The sequence below is a fragment of the Klebsiella pneumoniae genome (assembly GCF_000742135.1).
Lineage (GTDB): Bacteria > Pseudomonadota > Gammaproteobacteria > Enterobacterales > Enterobacteriaceae > Klebsiella > Klebsiella pneumoniae.
Genome location: NZ_KN046818.1, coordinates 820,063 through 836,090, shown reverse-complemented (window position 1 = coordinate 836,090; position 16,028 = coordinate 820,063). Strand labels below are relative to the sequence as shown.

Genomic DNA, 16,028 nt, shown 5'->3' with positions numbered 1-16,028 from the left:
GGCAAGCAACGGCGCCGCCGGGCGATGGCATCAGGCACGGAGCTGCGTTTATGCCGGGTGGCGGCTGCGCCTTACCCGGCCTACAACCCCAAATCACCGCTGGCGCAGGGGCTGCTGAAACTGCCGGTGCTGGCGGCCTCAACATCGCTGAGACGTTCCCGGAAGGCCGGGGCAGCCCGCATGGATGCGGGCTGAGGGCCGTGTTTTGCAGGGACGCTGCCTCGGCCCGACCCGAAGCCTGCAGGGATAAGTCGAAGGGACCGCGCAGCGGCGATGTTGCTGGCCGGAGCCCGGGGGTACAGGGGGCGGCGGCGACTGGCCGCCCCCTGTGCGCTCCCTGCACCATGACTGCCATAACGCAGACAATTAACCGGGAGCGCAATCGGCCCGGAAGTAACATAGAAGCTGTAGCCCTGCTAAGCGCAGCGCGGGCAGGGACATTTCCGGTTGCGCCGTTATTTTGCCGGGTGGCGGCTGCGCCTTACCCGGCCTACAGGGCTTATCCGGCCTGGGACGACTGAACCCGCAGGCCTGTAGAAAAATTTATCCGCTCCGCTATTCCAGCCGCCAGCTCAGCACCGGCCAGCCGTATCCGGCACCGGCCGCCTGCAGCTGCGGACAGGGATTGACCAGCCGCACGCGATCCGCATGCAGGCACAGCGGCAGATCGTTAATGGAATCGGTATAGAACGTCACCTCGCCGTCATACTGCGGATGCGCCTCGCGCCACTGCGCCAGACGCGCCACCTTCCCCTGCTGATAGCTGGGGATCCCGGTGATTTCACCGCTGTAGCCGCCGTCGACCATCGCCACGTCAATACCCAGCGCCTGATCGATCTCCAGCGCGGCGGCCACCGCCTGCACCAGCAGGCTAACCGAGGCGGAGATAATCAGCATCTGCTCTCCCTCGGCCCGCAGACGACGAATGAGCTCCCACGCCTGCGGATAGACCCGGGGCAGGATCGCCTCGCGCACGCAGCGGGCCACCAGCGCGTCAACGACCGACTTCGGTATTCCGGCCAGCGGCGCCTGGATCAGGGCCACATAATCGGCGATATTCATCTCTCCCCGGTCATAATCCGCCATTAGCCGCGCCTCGCGGGCAAGATACCCCTTCTGCGTCGCCAGCCCTTCGCGAACCATAAACTGGCTCCAGACCGTACTGCTATCGCCCTGTATCAGGGTGTTATCGAGATCAAAAATCGTCAGCGTGTTGCCCATGGTACTTTCCCTTACTGGTCAAAATAAGCTGCCGGGAGCATGCGTAAAAAAGATGACAGGAAAATGAACCGGACGCCGCAGCGCCCGGCTCGCCATCAGCCGGCGCGGACCTTCGCGGTGCGGAACACCAGCACGATCCCGCCGACGATCGCCATCATACCGATCATCGCCGCCGCCGGCAGCCGGTTGCCCAGCAGCAGATAATCCAGCAGCGCCGTGATCGCTGGCACCAGATAAAAAAGGCTGGTGACATTGACGATATTTCCCGCGCTCAGCAGACGGTACAGCAGTAGCTGGGCGACCACCGAAATCAGCAGCCCGAGAAACAGCACCGGAATAATCAACCCGGCGTTAACGGTAAACTGGAAGCCGCTGATCGGGGCAATCAGCAGGCACAGCCCCAGACTAACGGCATACTGCAGCGGCAGGACATCCGCCGGCGCCTGACGGCTGCGCTTTTGCCACAGCGCGCCAAAGGTCATCAGCAGCAGCGCCGCCAGCGCAAACAGGATCCCCACCGTCGCCATCGGCGAGGCCGCCAGGCTGCGCCACACCAATAGCACCAGCCCCGCCAGGGCAAGCAGCAGTCCTGACAGCCGCCGCCCCTGCAGGCGGCGCTCCACCACGCAAAGCGTAAGGATGGGCTGGATCCCCATGATGGTGGCGATAAGTCCCGGCGTCACGCCGTTGGCCATCGCCTCGAAGTAACAGACCGAATAGCCGCCAATCAGCATCAGACCGGTGACAGCTGTCTGCAGGCGGGTGCCCGGCGCGGGCAGCCAGCGCCGACGGACGATAGCCAGCGGCGTCAGCGCGACTAGGGCAACCAGAAAACGAAAGACCAGCAGCGCCATCGGCGAGGCGTTATCCAGTCCCCAGCGGGTGAAGATGGCCGCGCTGCCCCACAGCAGCACAAAAAGGGCCGTTGTCGCCTGCGAGGCGAGCAGAGAATAGCGAACGTGCATAGCATGCTCCAGAACGTCAAACACAAGGTAACAAGCGTCATACCGGCAGGTAAGCGCCTGCTAAAGACGGCGTTAAGCGCCGAAAACTACCCGGTCTGGAGGGGGAGGCGGTGGGCAGAGCGTGGCGAAGCGATGATGAGGCGCAGACGTCATCCACCCCGCGTCGAAAGCGGCGCCGGGCAAAGTCTCGCTAGAGATGGCGTAATGCGTCATGGAATGCCTCGTGAAATGTTCCTGTCAGCATCCTGGCACAGACCGTTGCGAAGTGACAACTGCCCTTTATGGCTGATCCATCCCGAGGTTGTTTATTTTTAATCGTAAATAAACGTAAAGGCGGCCTCGGCTTATTCAGCCGTGGTTTTTAATCGGCTATAAAACAAAGCAGTCTGCTTGCTACTTCGAAAATAACGATATGAAGCCAAAACTGACGCATGCTCTCTTTTTAATTCCTTTTTTGTTGTTGGCAGGATGCTCCTCCTCACCGAAACAGGCAAAGAACACAAAATCTCATGCGGATATGACCATTGATAGCGGATCGGACGATCTGATCCCTGTGGTGGCGGCCCTGCATGATCAGATGCACACCTGGCAGGGAACCCCCTATGAATGGGGCGGTACTGAACAAAGCGGCGTCGACTGCTCGGGTTTCGTCTGGCGCACGCTGAAGGATCGCTTTAACCTGCCAATGGAGCGGATCACCACCCGCGAGCTGCTGCACATGGGCGTGCGGGTCAATAAGCGGGATTTACGTCCCGGCGATCTGGTGTTCTTCCGCACCCGGGCCGGGATGCACGTTGGCTTTTACGATACCGATCATAATTTCCTTCACGCCTCGAGCAGCCAGGGCGTGATGCGCTCTTCGCTGGACAACCCTTACTGGGAATCAGCGTTCTATCAGGCGCGTCGTCTGCCGAAGGAGTATAACGCGCAGATCACCATGAACAGCGACACCCTGCATTTGGCGAAGAATCGCCGCTAAAAAAAAGCCGCAGCCAGGGCTGCGGCGGGTGGTTCTGCGGTTAATCAGAACTGGTAGGTCATACCCAGCGCGACGATGTCGTCATCGTTGATGCCGAGTTTGTTATCGCTTTTCAGCTGGTTGATTTTGTAATCCACGAAGGCGTTCATGTTTTTGTTGAAGTAGTAGGTCAGGCCCACGTCGATGTAGTTAACCAGATCTTCACTCCCCACCCCTTCGATATCCTTCCCTTTCGACAGCACATAGCCGAGGGACGGACGCAGACCGAAGTCGAACTGATACTGCGCCACCGCTTCAAAGTTCTGCGCTTTGTTGGCAAAGCCGCCGCTGATCGGGGTCATCTTGCGGGTTTCAGAGTACATGGTCGCCAGGTAGATATTGTTGGCGTCATATTTCAGGCCGGTCGCCCAGGCTTCCGCTTTCGAACCCTGGCCGCGGGCCAGCAGGTTCTGATCGTTGGTACGGTCGGAGCTGGTGTAGGCCGCGCTGACGGCGAAGTCGCTGCCGCCGAAATCATAGCTTAACGAGGTGCCGACGCCGTCGCCGTTCTGTTTCTTCGCTTCACGGCCTTCGTTTTTACCCTGGTACTGCAGGGTCAGATCCAGGCCATCCACCAGACCGAAGAAGTCGGTGTTGCGGTAGGTCGCCAGGCCGCTGGCGCGCTTGGTCATAAAGTTATCGGTCTGGGCAGAGGAATCGCCGCCGAATTCCGGGAACATATCGGTCCAGGCTTCCACGTCGTACAGGGCGCCAAGGTTACGACCGTAATCGAAGGAGCCGTAGTTCTTCAGCTTCACGCCGGCGAACGCCAGACGGGTTTTCTGACTGGAGTCGCTCTCGGTTTTGTTACCGGAGAATTCAGATTCCCAACGGCCATAGCCGGTCAGGTCGTCGTTAATCTGCGTTTCGCCTTTAATACCGAAACGCACGTAGGTCTGATCGCCATCCTTGCTGTCATAGTCGCTGAAATAGTGCATGGCTTTGATCTTGCCGTACACATCCAGCTTGTTCGCGTTCTTATTATAAACTTCCGCTGCCTGCGTCGCTGTTGAAGCCACAAAGCCCATCATCATTAATGCCAGAGTACTCTTTTTCATTATTCAGTCCTGGTGATTTATTTATACGCGCTATTCAATTGCGGGCGCTCGCCCATCAAAAACTGGAGGTTTTTTAACGCCGGGATATTAAATATTTATGACAAGATGGAACTTTTTATAAAAAAGGGTATTTAAATGTATCTGACATATTTTTGTCACATTCCCTCTCCAGAATGCCCGATCCCGCGCAATAAAATGGCGCGCCCGCCGCCCCGGGTGTTGGCAAGCGGGCCGACTCCTGCTACAACATCAGCTCGATATCGATATTCCTTTTGAACGGCAGAGAATCATGAGTGAAAGCCAGACGCTGGTGGTAAAACTGGGCACCAGTGTTTTAACAGGCGGGTCCCGTCGCCTGAACCGCGCCCATATCGTCGAGCTTGTGCGCCAGTGCGCACAGTTGCACGCCATGGGACACCGTATTGTCATCGTGACCTCCGGGGCCATTGCCGCCGGGCGCGAGCACCTTGGTTACCCGGAACTGCCCGCCACCATCGCCTCCAAGCAGCTGCTGGCGGCGGTGGGACAAAGCCGTCTGATCCAGCTGTGGGAACAGCTGTTTTCTATCTATGGCATTCACGTTGGCCAGATGCTGCTGACCCGCGCCGACATGGAAGACAGAGAACGGTTCCTCAACGCCCGCGACACTCTGCGCGCGCTGCTGGATAACAGCATCGTCCCGGTCATTAACGAAAACGACGCCGTCGCCACCGCGGAAATCAAAGTGGGCGATAACGACAATCTCTCCGCGCTGGCCGCGATCCTCGCCGGGGCGGATAAGCTGCTGCTGTTAACCGACCAGCCAGGCCTGTTCACCGCCGACCCGCGCAGCAACCCGCAGGCGGAGCTGATTAAAGACGTTTACGGCATCGACGACGCGCTGCGCGCCATCGCCGGCGATAGCGTCTCCGGACTCGGCACCGGCGGCATGGGCACCAAGCTGCAGGCCGCGGACGTCGCCTGCCGGGCGGGGATTGATACCATCATCGCCGCCGGGAACCGTCCGGACGTTATCGGCCATGCCATGGCAGGCCTGCCGGTAGGTACCTGCTTCCACGCCCAGGAGTCTCCGCTGGAGAACCGTAAGCGCTGGATCTTCGGCGCGCCGCCGGCGGGGGAAATCACCGTCGATGCGGGCGCGACCCAGGCGATCCTCGAAAGAGGCAGCTCGCTATTGCCAAAAGGGATCAAAATCGTCAGCGGCAACTTCTCCCGCGGCGAAGTGATCCGCATCCGCAATAGCGAAGGACGCGACATCGCTCACGGCGTCAGCCGCTACAACAGCGATGCGCTGCGCCTTATCGCCGGCCAGCACTCGCAGCAAATCGATGCCATTCTGGGCTATGAATACGGCCCGGTGGCCGTCCACCGCGATGATATGATCATCCGTTAAGGAGCTGAAAATGCTGGAACAAATGGGCATTGCCGCCAAAGCGGCCTCCTGGCAGCTGGCGTTACTCTCCAGCCGGGAAAAGAATCAGGTACTGGAAAAGATCGCCGATTATCTGGAAGCGCAGACCGACGATATTCTGCGCGCCAACGCGGAAGATTTAGCCGAAGCTCGCGCCAATGGCCTGAGTGAAGCGATGCTCGATCGCCTCGCGCTGACCCCGGCGCGTCTGAGCGGCATCGCCAGCGATGTGCGCCAGGTGTGCAATCTGGCCGATCCGGTCGGCCAGGTGATCGACGGCGGGCTGCTGGACAGCGGTCTGCGTATTGAACGTCGCCGCGTCCCGCTGGGGGTGATTGGCGTGATTTATGAAGCGCGTCCTAACGTGACGGTCGACGTCGCCTCCCTGTGTCTGAAAACCGGCAACGCGGCGATCCTGCGCGGCGGGAAAGAGACCTGGCGCACCAACGCCGCCACGGTGAAGGTGATCCAGCAGGCGCTGCAGGAGTGCGGTCTGCCGGCCGCCGCGGTACAGGCTATCGAGAGCCCGGATCGCGCGCTGGTGGGCGAAATGCTGAAGATGGATAAATACATCGATATGCTGATCCCTCGCGGCGGCGCGGGCCTGCACAAGCTGTGCCGTGAGCAGTCAACGATCCCGGTGATCACCGGTGGGATTGGCGTGTGCCATATCTTCGTGGATGAAACCGCCGAGATCGCCCCCGCGCTGAAGATCATCGTCAACGCCAAGACCCAGCGGCCGAGCACCTGCAATACCGTGGAAACGCTGCTGGTGCACCGCAACATCGCCGATACCTTCCTGCCGGCGTTGAGCAAGCAGATGGCCGAGAGCGGCGTCACCCTGCACGCCGCCCCTTCCGCCCTCCCCGCGCTGCAAAACGGCCCAGCGAAGGTCGAGCCGGTGAAAGCGGAGCAGTATGACGACGAGTATCTGTCGCTGGATCTAAACGTCAAAGTGGTGGCTGATATGGACGAGGCTATCGCCCATATCCGCGAACATGGCACCCAGCACTCCGACGCCATCCTGACCCGCACCCTGCGTAACGCCAACCGCTTTATCAATGAAGTGGACTCTTCCGCGGTATATGTGAACGCCTCCACGCGCTTCACCGACGGCGGCCAGTTCGGCCTCGGCGCGGAAGTGGCGGTCAGCACCCAGAAGCTGCACGCCCGCGGCCCGATGGGGCTGGAAGCGTTAACCACCTATAAGTGGATTGGTTTCGGCGACGATACCATTCGTGCGTAAATGAGAACGGGCGATGCAAAAATAGGCAGTTGATTCCACTGGCTATTGACGCATCGCCCGCTAAGTTCTAACCTTTTGCCTCGTGATTCACGCTCGTGAACACCTCTTGCAGGGCCGATATAGCTCAGTTGGTAGAGCAGCGCATTCGTAATGCGAAGGTCGTAGGTTCGACTCCTATTATCGGCACTCACACAACAAAATCCATTAAAAACAACCACTTAAAGAGTGTTTCTCTCTCAAGTTACGATCTTCTTTTAAGGGATTCTATGACCAACAGTTGCCGCTATGGTTAACAGTGGCTATTCAGGGATGTTAGCACGTAGCGGCCTGTAGTTGTATAGCTCGAACAGGTATAAAGCGTGAACGGGGCCGATGCTCGGTGAACCATTGGTTCATTCGATAATTTTTATCGCAGGGTTGTAACCTGCTTATTATCGAACCGGATAACAGTCTACACGAACCGCTATCAACTCGAAGCTAATGACGCTGCCAACGTCTCTAAACCATCCCGAAACAGATAGACCACACGCATTTAAGCCCGATGCCCCTCACTGAGGGATAAACAGGTTTATGGTGATATTGGTACTTGCACACCACATGCAAGCTCTATCAGCGTCTCGCTCACGCTCCGAAAGGTACACGAGCATCCTGATAAGGTGTGATCCCTCTGACAATCTGATGACGTCGCTACGCTCCGCTTGTTGCTGTATCACCAACGGGGCTTTATGGCTTGTATTGTCCAAAATCTGCGCTACGCTACCTTTGATTACACACAGCAAAGGATAAAAATTATGACAAAAGAACATTTTAAAGCCAGTACTCAATATAACGACTACAAAGGCACTGTTGCAGCGGACAGGGCTGATCAAGACAGCTTCAGTGACTTCCTGAGAGCTAAAGGGATTCTGAAAGAAGGTGAGATAGTTAAAGGTATTTCCTTCTACTCAGCAGAGCGATTCTTTGATGTCGAGGCGTATGTAACTGATGACCAACACGGCTTACGTAGAGAAAGAGTAGCGATAACTCTTGAAGAATTTTTTAAAACGTTCAAACGTTTCTCAATCAAACTATCTCGGGATGGGGAACTTGATGATCAAGAAATCGAGTTCAAAGAATAAGGAATCATCATGAGCATTTACTTTAATGAACACGGTAGCGCGATTGGATACCAGGTAGAAGGACGTTGGACAATCAAGGGCGATTATTTGCAGGTCAACCATGGCCCCAACATCCCAGGCGGCTTGTACAAAATTAACGATAATAAAGTGAAATTCCCATTCGATTACAAAGAGGTTGAGGGAGTGATCGATACTGAGAAACTCACCTTCACCGTGAATGGTCAAGCGTACCCAATGAGGAAAATGAAAACAAATCCGTGGGATGTATAGCTTTAAGGGGGCGGGATGCCCCCTTATTGGATTGCGATTCTTAACCTACATTGCGGTAAGAATCATTCACACCGTTACGATACCCTTCAGCAAAAGCAGCCTGTGGGCTTTTATGACGCACAGTCCCTGCCTGACTATCAGGAAGAGCCGCCAAATCAACCCAAGGTTGACCTGTACGAGCTAGACCAGCGCGATACCCCTGATCGTAAGCGCATCCACAACATTTGTGGCGGCCCTCGCCACCTTGATCATGAGGTAAGCTGATGAAAATAGAGTTATAACGGTGTGCTTGTTTGCAAATTGGCATGTATTTGTCCTTTATCAACATTAACTTCAGGGTTTACATGACCAACCAAGCCAGGCACAATCAAGTCGTCAAAAATGATGATGAGGCTAACAATCGTTATGAGTCTGCAAACTCATGGCGGTCATGCTTCAGAGACCGGGTTTGTGAAAATGGACCCGGTTTTTTATGCCTGCAATTTAGGCAAGGGTACTACATGTAGTGGCATGCTCATGACTACCTACTACATAAGCAATATTTTATTAAGGAATCTTTTGAGTACAAGGGTTGATTTTGACGTTAAATTGAGGTTGCGGAAGGGTAATAATTCGCAAGCCCACGTCGCATAAGGCCTGGAGAAGATTTCAACAAGATTGAAAAAAATATGTAAATTTGATCGAATGCTGATTTCTTCATCGGTTGTACTAACTAAGCGGCTTCATGCCGCGCAATCACCATAAGCGGAGGGGCTGACCTCAGTCCTGTGTTGCGGAGATATGCAACATATAGTTAACAATTGTCTCGCATTATCTGTGAGGAACCTAGATCACCATCTGATAGGTCTGGTTCACTTCGTCCTGGGTAATATCAAGATACGTCATAGTGACTGCTGGGCTGCTGTGGTTCAGCATCTTACTGATCGTCTCGATTGGTGTTCCTGCCTCCCCCAATGATGCGCCTACAGCGCTTTTATGGTGTCCCATCACGGCGCTAAATGGCTGCTATTATCTAAAATCTGGCTTTCGAAAGAATTTGATTGATAATATGAATGGTACATTCCATATACTAATCAAAAAACATTCAACTGGGGGAGTCATGGGACGAGTAATGCAAGAGATGAAGAAAAGTGACGGAAAGATTATCTCTATTTATGAAAGAGATGCAGGGTGGAGCGTAGTTATGTCGTATGCCTCAGAATGTCTCGCCAGCCAAAATTTCGGGAGTTATGCCGAGGCTGAGTCATACGCAAGAACACTGTCCGGGGTGCCTGTCAATGAGGATTTACCTTGGGAACATCTCGTTACATCCACCTCAACTGAGCTTAAGTAAAGAATTTATCATAATGGACCAGTGGTATTACTGCCGTCGACAATAAAAAATAGGGGTAGGTTAGAAACATGAGTGATTTAAAGGATTTTTATCAAATTCAAGATGCTGATGGAAACCCACTATATGGACATTTAAGAAATGATGGAGGGGTATGGTGGTATGAGTTGAATCCTCTTGCAGGACCTGCTCAAGAATTAACCGCTAAAGGTAATTTTACATTAAAAGGCAATCGAACATATCAAAGCGCATGGATTACTCCCAACCTTCCAGATCATGCGATTGTTGATTGGGAAAAACTGACTGTTAGGACATCTAATGGGGACATGTTTAATTTAGTCTATATCGCACCTTTTGATGACCAGAATCGTTTGATAATCAAATAGGTGAAGATGGCAATGTCTGCTTAGTTTTTCTTCGAAACACATTGGCGGTAGAGATCGACTCTCGCATCACAAAAGTGTTACCACTAAAGTAATGTGGGTTTTATTTTGATTCACTTCAGGAGTGTATATAGTTGCGCTCCTGTGATTGCTGAAACCTTGATGAAGTGTAGGTTTCGGCGTGTGGCTCACGCCGCATCCTGAAACCCACCTGTCCCCCCCACGAGAAAAATGTAAACAAGCACCCCCCTCTTCTGATGTTCTGCCGAAAAATATCTGTGGCACACCGTCAGATTTGTCTGACGGAAAATCACAGCCCCTCATAAAAAGCAAGGATCTTTACCAAATATCTTGGGCAAGGTCGGTCCGGTCCCCGGTATCCTGGTTCATTAGGCTGGCTGCATAACCTTTACTATGCAGTCTTAAAAGGACTTCCTTTTGAGACTATTTTACTTAACAGAAGAATGCGCCCTGATGATGTCTTAAAAGTTTGATTTTAGGTTTTGAGACAGTTATATTAATGAGACTTACTTTTGAGACAGGGAAATTACCATGACATCAATCATCGGATATGTGCGTGTGTCTACCAACGAGCAGACAGTAGAGAACCAGAAGCAGCAGATTGCTGATGCAGGTTACCAGGTTAGCAAGTGGTACTGCGATGAAGCCACAAGCGGTAGTGTGAAGGCGGCAGAGCGTAAAGGGTTCGGTGACCTTCTGGCTTACATTCGTGAAGGTGATACCTTAATTGTGGTTGGTATAGACCGCTTAGGCCGTAACACTATCGACGTATTATCCACGGTTGAGACTTTACGGGCTAAAGGTGTGAAGGTTATCAGCTTGCGTGAAGGCTTCGACCTATCAACACCTGTGGGTAAATTGATGTTAACCATGATGGCTGGACTGGCTTCACTGGAAAAGGATTTGATCGCAGAGCGTAGAACCGCTGGCATTAAACGTGCTCAGTCTGAGGGGGTTCACTGCGGTAGACCTAACAAAGTGACGCCAGAACAGGTTCAGGAGCTAATTAGCTCCGGTTTACCACCAAAGGATATTCAAAAGGAGTTGGGTATCAGCAAGGCTACTTTCTATCGTCTGAAATGATTTAACTTTACGCCCCTTGTCTCTCTGACCTCGCCACTTAGCGGGGTTTTTTATTGCCTGAAATCCACACCAGCGCGAGCACCACCACCAATCCCTCCTACGTTTCACCAGAAGCCCGTAGCGGCGTTATATCTACACAACTGTGAACTGACCGACCGATAATCCACGACCTCCCACAGCGTTATGCAGGCGGCTCAAAGAGTCCAGAAGCGACTGGATTTTATTGATTTTGAGAAGAAAATTTATTTTTTCAGTATGGAAGGGCGGATCGGTAAACTGGTTTAACACCCGACTGGGTGACAGATTTAACGAAGCCGCGTCTGTGCTGGATGTGTTGCGCACATCTCGATATAACGATCACCAAATCCCACAGGCGAGTCAGTGATAACAGAACGAGTTTTCATCTAATTAACCGCATTTAATTCGAATTAAACTCTATTATCTCCCGCCAAAAATCCAACTGATGATCGCACCAATGAGCGCTGTCCGGGTCTCACCTGCTGCTCCTTTGAGAACGTTAATAACTACATCGCCTGCACCAGGTGCCTGCTGTTGAAGTAAATTCAAACCACGAGGTGTTAACTTGGCGGCGCTGTCCATATCGGTTGAAGAGATTATTTCGATATAACCCATATCGGTGAGCGCCTGGAGCGTGTAGCACAACAGGTCAATCTGAGTTCTGTCTCCTCTGGGCTTCCAGCCCCAGTCCGAATAGTCAAATTCTGAATGGAAAGGGTAAGCCGCGAAAAGTTTCACCAGAATTCCGGTCGCCATCTCGTTAAAGCTGCCTTTACCTTGGACGATTTCCATGTTGCATCCTTTTGTTCGCTGACGGAACGAGGTTACTCAGTTACGGCAGGAAGTACCAGCAAATGGTTATTTTCCGTCACCGCGTATTGGATACATGCCCTCTAGGTGTCTTCTATCAGAGGGGAGAGGGTTTACCGGTTATCACCGAGAGGGTATACCGGTTATTACCGAGAGGGTATACCGGTTATAACAGGAGGGGGAATACCGGTTATAACCAGTAACAACTACATCCCTACTATATCTTTAACGAAATCTTTAACGAGATCTTTAAGGTCAAGACCTAAACCATAAGGTCAACGACTGGTTGAACATGCGTTCAATCTTTGGTGTTAAGGAGTGATGCTTCTGTATCGCTACGCTCTGCAATGGCTGGTCAGCCACTTCAGATATGTGTGGAAGACAAGCCGCGAGGCGCGTCAGTCAAATGTGAATCGAGCATGGCGCAGAGGAGCTTTCAACGCGACGTACACTCCCCCTGGGGGCGTCGGTCCCCCCTCAAAGACTGCAAAGAGATGAACCTCTGATTCACCCGCAAAAAACCTGTCTGTAACGCTCTGTATCGCGTTCTGAGCGTCGCTGTCTTGTTGCTGGTGAACTAACCTCTTCACTTGCTGCGTTGAATCTGGAGCATCTGGAAGCGCTATGCGAATAAACACCTTGACAATGAGAATTGATTTGTTGTAAAAGACCACTTCGAACCCAGTATTTACAAAAATATTCTTGACTTATCAGTAAACACAAAAACAAAGATTGACAAAGATAGTTTTAACTGTTAATATATACATACTGAGTGAATATACATTGACCTGAATATAGGAGAACATTTGAGAACAGCCGCCATCGACTTTAGAGTCGCAACTGCCGAAGAAATCTTTAACGCCTTAGTCCATAACATCACCACTACCTCTGCGCTTTATAGCTTCCAAAACCGTGTTGGTACGAATAAGCGAAACACCAAGAAAGCCCTTGAAATGCTCCGTCAGTACAAATTGGAGCAGAAGCGTAACGCTCGTTACCGCCAAGCAATAAAAACCATTCTCAAGCCTGTAAATCCCCGTATAGCCGCAGGGGAAGAGGTAAGTGATATCTTCTCAGATGTCATCAATGGGTATATCTGCCTGTACCGTGATCGCGTGGGAATTGCCCTGCATGAGAAACAGGTATTATCGCTTATTCTCACCGAGGCTCGCGAAGATCTTAAGAAGCATGGTGTTGATCCTGAGAAACACCGCTAACCCTCGTTTTTAACACCCGCTGGCACTAGCCATTTAACGAAATCGCCGCAAACACGGCTTCTTACTCCTGATCGCCATCCGCGATAGCAGGAGCGATAACTTTTATGCATTCGGAGGGAACTTGAGATGAAACTGACATTTAGCAATTCAACGATGGACGCAATTATGCACGAATGCCGCCGAACCGGGACACCTGTTGCAACGTTCATTAACAGACTCGTGGATGCAGAGGCCGAACGCATCCGAACCAATATGAAGAATCCCATTGAAGGAGAGAACAATGTCCGAGAAAGTAGAAACTAAGACCAACTTCGACCAAACCGCCAGCCCGTTAAAAGGTATCAAAAACATTATAACACCTGCCGGGGCAGTGATGCGTGTAACTGATACCGATCTCAAGTGGTTCAATCACTTTTACACCTTCGAGGCGCAGGGTAAGAAGTGTTACCAGAGCATTAAAACAATTGCTAAGTCGATGGGCCGCGCCGACTCAGTGGCACAGGAGAGGATCGACAAACTGCAAGCTCTGGGCCTTCTGGAAGTAGGTAAAGAGACCTTTAAGGATGGGTGGCGTAATACATACACCTGTACGTCTATTGATGTCATCGTGTCCCGCATGACTGACGCGCCAGTGACACCGCAAGATAAGCCGTTGAGAAAATCACAGCTCAATTCCTTGCTGAAGAAGTCTGGAAAAGTTGATTCCCATGCAGTTAACCGTGGGATCAAGGCGATGGCAAAAACCATCGCAAATCGTGATCTCTCTGATGAAGAAGTGATGCAATTTGCCTTTCAGATCGCGACTGAGAAATTAGCCGCGCTCGGGTGGCCTATCGAATCAATCATTGAGGAGAGTAATGATGAAGAGGACCTGCAACCCGCTACTGATGGCCCTGAGACTGCCTCGCCTGCTGCTGGAGAACCGGACGGCGTACCTGACAATCATAGCGACCAGCATGATGATGTTTCCGATAATGATGCGGTAAACGGTGCGGAGCACTCTCGCCAATGCGAGACACCTCCGGTGCTGACGGTGAATGCTCCCAGCCAGGAACGACAGAACCAGCCTCAGAAGGCCACTCTTGAAGAACTTCAACATTGGCAGCATGGAGGTGATCCTAAAGGATTTGACGATTACGGCGCGAAGTGGGGCAAAACCACACCCGGCGCAATAATGGACCTTATCAACAGTCATGTGAAGACCATCCAGAGCGATGGATACAAAGGCTCAAGGTCTGCCGCTAACGATACCCCATCTAGTGCAGATGCTTATTACAAACAGCAGCAGGCACAAAGAATAGCCGCAGCAAAACAAGGTGCTAATGCACAGCCAGCCCAAACCTGGGATGATAACCAACCGGTTTAACATTTGGAGGAATAATTGTGTGAACTCGCCAACAGCCGCCAAGCTGACCAAGAAGAACAACTCCCCGATCTAACTCGACTTTTCAAAAATCGCGCACGAGATAGCGACGTAATCAAAAAATGCAAATGCCTCCTGATAGCCGGAATGCCTCCGGGCAAGGTGGCTCTGGTCTGTAGGCTCCCGCTGGAAAAGGTCCAGGAACTGTACGATAACAGCTACAATCCCCGCTGCCGTCGTTTTGCGAACAGAAACTCCTTTCAAGATGCAAAACTAGCCCTAACGATGTTTCATCAGGGTGAATCACTCGCTGATATCTGTGATGCGCTAGGAGGACTACATCTATATACCGTGGTGATGTCCCTCCGGCAGAATGGCGTTGCTGAATCCGCTATTGAGCAGCGGTTCCCCCCTGAAGGCGACCCCTTACTAATCGAATACCAACGCGTCTGCAAAAGAAAGGCTGGCAGCAGATATAAGGCTATCCAGATCAATCCGGTCCAACGAGTCAATGTGGCGCAGGCAACTACTGCCTGATAGCACGGCTTGAATCTATTCGAAATTTTATCCAACCTGCCGTTATCGGTAGCTGTTTTCCTATGGCTACGTAACGGTCTGAATCTCTACAGGAAATATAAAAATGACACTGAACAGCATTCGAAATGCTCTGTTTGCCGCGATGCATGGCCTAAGCGTTGAGCAATATGAACTTCAAAAGGCACGGGATAATCTGAAGAGCGTCACCGATGACTTTCTGGATCAGCATCCTGAATATCTCCGCGAGAGATTTGCCGAAGGCAAACCCGCTACCGAGTTAGAATTGCTCAAATCCGCCCCGGTTGATGACGGAACGTTTACACCTCACATTATAGATGAGGGCACTCTCGAACGTGCTCGCGTTAAATGCCGCGAGGTTGTAGCCTCAGACCCAGACCGCTATTCACATATTATCGAATCATCACCGCTACGTGCTGGTTAGATATAACCTTTTATTTTTTAATCACAAATAAACCAAGATGTCAATTAAATTGATGGCGAATTTAACGGTTTAATGATAAAATAATAAAATAATGTGATTAATAGATTCGAAAGAGTCGCGTACTACTGCCAATTGTTACGTGTCACCTTTCGGCGGGATGGTTTTCAGATGCTTTGCACGAGCCCCTTTGCACCAGCCCGCCGCTTATTCGTTCAGCCGGACAACAAACCCCGACTGAAACAAAAAATAATACTGCCGTGGTATCACCTCGACGGGATTAGCCATCCCGGCTCTCCTCCGGGCATCTCGCTATGATGTTAACTGGCATCGAGCGCACGGCGAAGATTTCAGAGGTCTCCCGCCGCTGGCGCTCCCTCCTTCCTAATCTCTCCATCAGAAAACACCATCGTGAAGCGATTAGCAACGCATGTTGCTAATCCGTAAACGGTGAATTTCATCTCTCCGATGACCAGTAACCGGGGCAGGCGCTTTCCTGCCTCCGGCTCTTTTTTCTGCA

Annotated in this window: 17 protein-coding genes and 1 tRNA gene; 14 read left to right on the top strand and 4 right to left on the bottom strand. The window is 52.2% G+C overall.

From position 1 onward, the window contains the following. Positions 1-24: 24 nt before the first annotated feature. On the top strand, positions 25-195 hold the full coding sequence (locus DR88_RS0125185) for a LysR family transcriptional regulator (protein ID WP_085386411.1): 171 nt from the start codon (positions 25-27) through the stop codon (positions 193-195). Positions 196-555: 360 nt separating this feature from the next. On the opposite strand, the gene DR88_RS21085 is transcribed toward DR88_RS0125185, so the two are convergent. Both DR88_RS21085 and DR88_RS21090 read right to left on the bottom strand, forming a co-directional pair. Then, entirely contained in the window at positions 556-1,221 is a 666-nt protein-coding gene (locus tag DR88_RS21085; protein ID WP_023158096.1) for an HAD family hydrolase, read from the bottom strand. Between the two features lie 95 nt (positions 1,222-1,316). Beyond that, positions 1,317-2,186: a DMT family transporter gene (locus tag DR88_RS21090; RefSeq protein ID WP_032443794.1), complete on the bottom strand. Its 870-nt coding sequence runs from the start codon at positions 2,184-2,186 to the stop codon at positions 1,317-1,319. A gap of 412 nt (positions 2,187-2,598) precedes the next feature. On the opposite strand from DR88_RS21090, the gene DR88_RS21095 reads away from it, so the two are divergent. Further along, complete coding sequence (locus tag DR88_RS21095; protein ID WP_004191825.1) at positions 2,599-3,165, top strand: C40 family peptidase; 567 nt, start codon at positions 2,599-2,601, stop codon at positions 3,163-3,165. 44 nt (positions 3,166-3,209) lie between these two features. On the opposite strand, the gene phoE is transcribed toward DR88_RS21095, so the two are convergent. Beyond that, positions 3,210-4,262 (bottom strand): phosphoporin PhoE, encoded by a 1,053-nt coding sequence (gene phoE, locus DR88_RS21100; RefSeq protein ID WP_004144576.1) that lies wholly within the window; start codon positions 4,260-4,262, stop codon positions 3,210-3,212. A 289-nt stretch (positions 4,263-4,551) separates the two neighbouring features. On the opposite strand from phoE, the gene proB reads away from it, so the two are divergent. From proB to DR88_RS21140, 8 genes are all read left to right on the top strand, one after another. Beyond that, complete coding sequence (gene proB, locus DR88_RS21105) at positions 4,552-5,655, top strand: glutamate 5-kinase (protein WP_004144574.1); 1,104 nt, start codon at positions 4,552-4,554, stop codon at positions 5,653-5,655. A gap of 10 nt (positions 5,656-5,665) precedes the next feature. Then, the gene (gene proA / locus DR88_RS21110) at positions 5,666-6,919 is read left to right on the top strand and encodes a glutamate-5-semialdehyde dehydrogenase (RefSeq protein ID WP_004147253.1); all 1,254 of its coding nucleotides are present in this window, start codon (positions 5,666-5,668) and stop codon (positions 6,917-6,919) included. 113 nt (positions 6,920-7,032) lie between these two features. Continuing rightward, positions 7,033-7,105 (top strand) — tRNA-Thr (locus tag DR88_RS21115). A 605-nt stretch (positions 7,106-7,710) separates the two neighbouring features. Next, the gene (locus DR88_RS21120) at positions 7,711-8,037 is read left to right on the top strand and encodes a hypothetical protein (protein WP_025862180.1); all 327 of its coding nucleotides are present in this window, start codon (positions 7,711-7,713) and stop codon (positions 8,035-8,037) included. 9 nt (positions 8,038-8,046) lie between these two features. Next, positions 8,047-8,307, top strand: a complete 261-nt coding sequence (locus tag DR88_RS21125; RefSeq protein ID WP_025862181.1) for a hypothetical protein — start codon at positions 8,047-8,049, stop codon at positions 8,305-8,307. 886 nt (positions 8,308-9,193) lie between these two features. Next, positions 9,194-9,640, top strand: a complete 447-nt coding sequence (locus tag DR88_RS31390) for a hypothetical protein (protein ID WP_227499847.1) — start codon at positions 9,194-9,196, stop codon at positions 9,638-9,640. Positions 9,641-9,708: 68 nt separating this feature from the next. Continuing rightward, positions 9,709-10,023, top strand: a complete 315-nt coding sequence (locus tag DR88_RS29650; RefSeq protein WP_004147244.1) for a hypothetical protein — start codon at positions 9,709-9,711, stop codon at positions 10,021-10,023. Between the two features lie 549 nt (positions 10,024-10,572). Further along, the gene (locus tag DR88_RS21140) at positions 10,573-11,124 is read left to right on the top strand and encodes a recombinase family protein (protein ID WP_017901344.1); all 552 of its coding nucleotides are present in this window, start codon (positions 10,573-10,575) and stop codon (positions 11,122-11,124) included. Positions 11,125-11,562: 438 nt separating this feature from the next. Here DR88_RS21140 and DR88_RS21145 read toward each other — a convergent pair whose 3' ends face one another. Continuing rightward, positions 11,563-11,934, bottom strand: coding sequence for a hypothetical protein (locus DR88_RS21145; RefSeq protein ID WP_025862184.1), 372 nt, complete (start codon positions 11,932-11,934; stop codon positions 11,563-11,565). 824 nt (positions 11,935-12,758) lie between these two features. Here DR88_RS21145 and DR88_RS21150 point away from each other — a divergent pair. From DR88_RS21150 to DR88_RS21165, 4 genes are all read left to right on the top strand, one after another. Then, a complete protein-coding gene (locus DR88_RS21150; RefSeq protein WP_004147238.1) occupies positions 12,759-13,169 on the top strand; it encodes a hypothetical protein in 411 nt (136 codons plus the stop codon). A 280-nt stretch (positions 13,170-13,449) separates the two neighbouring features. Next, on the top strand, positions 13,450-14,535 hold the full coding sequence (locus DR88_RS21155; RefSeq protein WP_004147236.1) for a hypothetical protein: 1,086 nt from the start codon (positions 13,450-13,452) through the stop codon (positions 14,533-14,535). A gap of 15 nt (positions 14,536-14,550) precedes the next feature. After that, positions 14,551-15,069: a hypothetical protein gene (locus tag DR88_RS21160; RefSeq protein ID WP_025862186.1), complete on the top strand. Its 519-nt coding sequence runs from the start codon at positions 14,551-14,553 to the stop codon at positions 15,067-15,069. A gap of 103 nt (positions 15,070-15,172) precedes the next feature. Beyond that, positions 15,173-15,511, top strand: a complete 339-nt coding sequence (locus tag DR88_RS21165; RefSeq protein ID WP_023283257.1) for a hypothetical protein — start codon at positions 15,173-15,175, stop codon at positions 15,509-15,511. Positions 15,512-16,028 lie beyond the last annotated feature (517 nt).

Excerpts from the sequence above, each read along its gene's own strand:
- DR88_RS21140 (WP_017901344.1), top strand. The coding sequence starts at position 10,573 with ATGACATCAATCATCGGATATGTGCGTGTGTCTACCAACGAGCAGACA.
- DR88_RS21090 (WP_032443794.1), bottom strand. The coding sequence starts at position 2,186 with ATGCACGTTCGCTATTCTCTGCTCGCCTCGCAGGCGACAACGGCCCTT.
- DR88_RS21125 (WP_025862181.1), top strand. The coding sequence starts at position 8,047 with ATGAGCATTTACTTTAATGAACACGGTAGCGCGATTGGATACCAGGTA.
- proB (WP_004144574.1), top strand. The coding sequence starts at position 4,552 with ATGAGTGAAAGCCAGACGCTGGTGGTAAAACTGGGCACCAGTGTTTTA.
- DR88_RS21095 (WP_004191825.1), top strand. The coding sequence starts at position 2,599 with ATGAAGCCAAAACTGACGCATGCTCTCTTTTTAATTCCTTTTTTGTTG.
- DR88_RS21085 (WP_023158096.1), bottom strand. The coding sequence starts at position 1,221 with ATGGGCAACACGCTGACGATTTTTGATCTCGATAACACCCTGATACAG.
- DR88_RS21165 (WP_023283257.1), top strand. The coding sequence starts at position 15,173 with ATGACACTGAACAGCATTCGAAATGCTCTGTTTGCCGCGATGCATGGC.
- proA (WP_004147253.1), top strand. The coding sequence starts at position 5,666 with ATGCTGGAACAAATGGGCATTGCCGCCAAAGCGGCCTCCTGGCAGCTG.
- phoE (WP_004144576.1), bottom strand. The coding sequence starts at position 4,262 with ATGAAAAAGAGTACTCTGGCATTAATGATGATGGGCTTTGTGGCTTCA.
- DR88_RS29650 (WP_004147244.1), top strand. The coding sequence starts at position 9,709 with ATGAGTGATTTAAAGGATTTTTATCAAATTCAAGATGCTGATGGAAAC.
- DR88_RS21145 (WP_025862184.1), bottom strand. The coding sequence starts at position 11,934 with ATGGAAATCGTCCAAGGTAAAGGCAGCTTTAACGAGATGGCGACCGGA.
- DR88_RS21120 (WP_025862180.1), top strand. The coding sequence starts at position 7,711 with ATGACAAAAGAACATTTTAAAGCCAGTACTCAATATAACGACTACAAA.
- DR88_RS0125185 (WP_085386411.1), top strand. The coding sequence starts at position 25 with ATGGCATCAGGCACGGAGCTGCGTTTATGCCGGGTGGCGGCTGCGCCT.
- DR88_RS21155 (WP_004147236.1), top strand. The coding sequence starts at position 13,450 with ATGTCCGAGAAAGTAGAAACTAAGACCAACTTCGACCAAACCGCCAGC.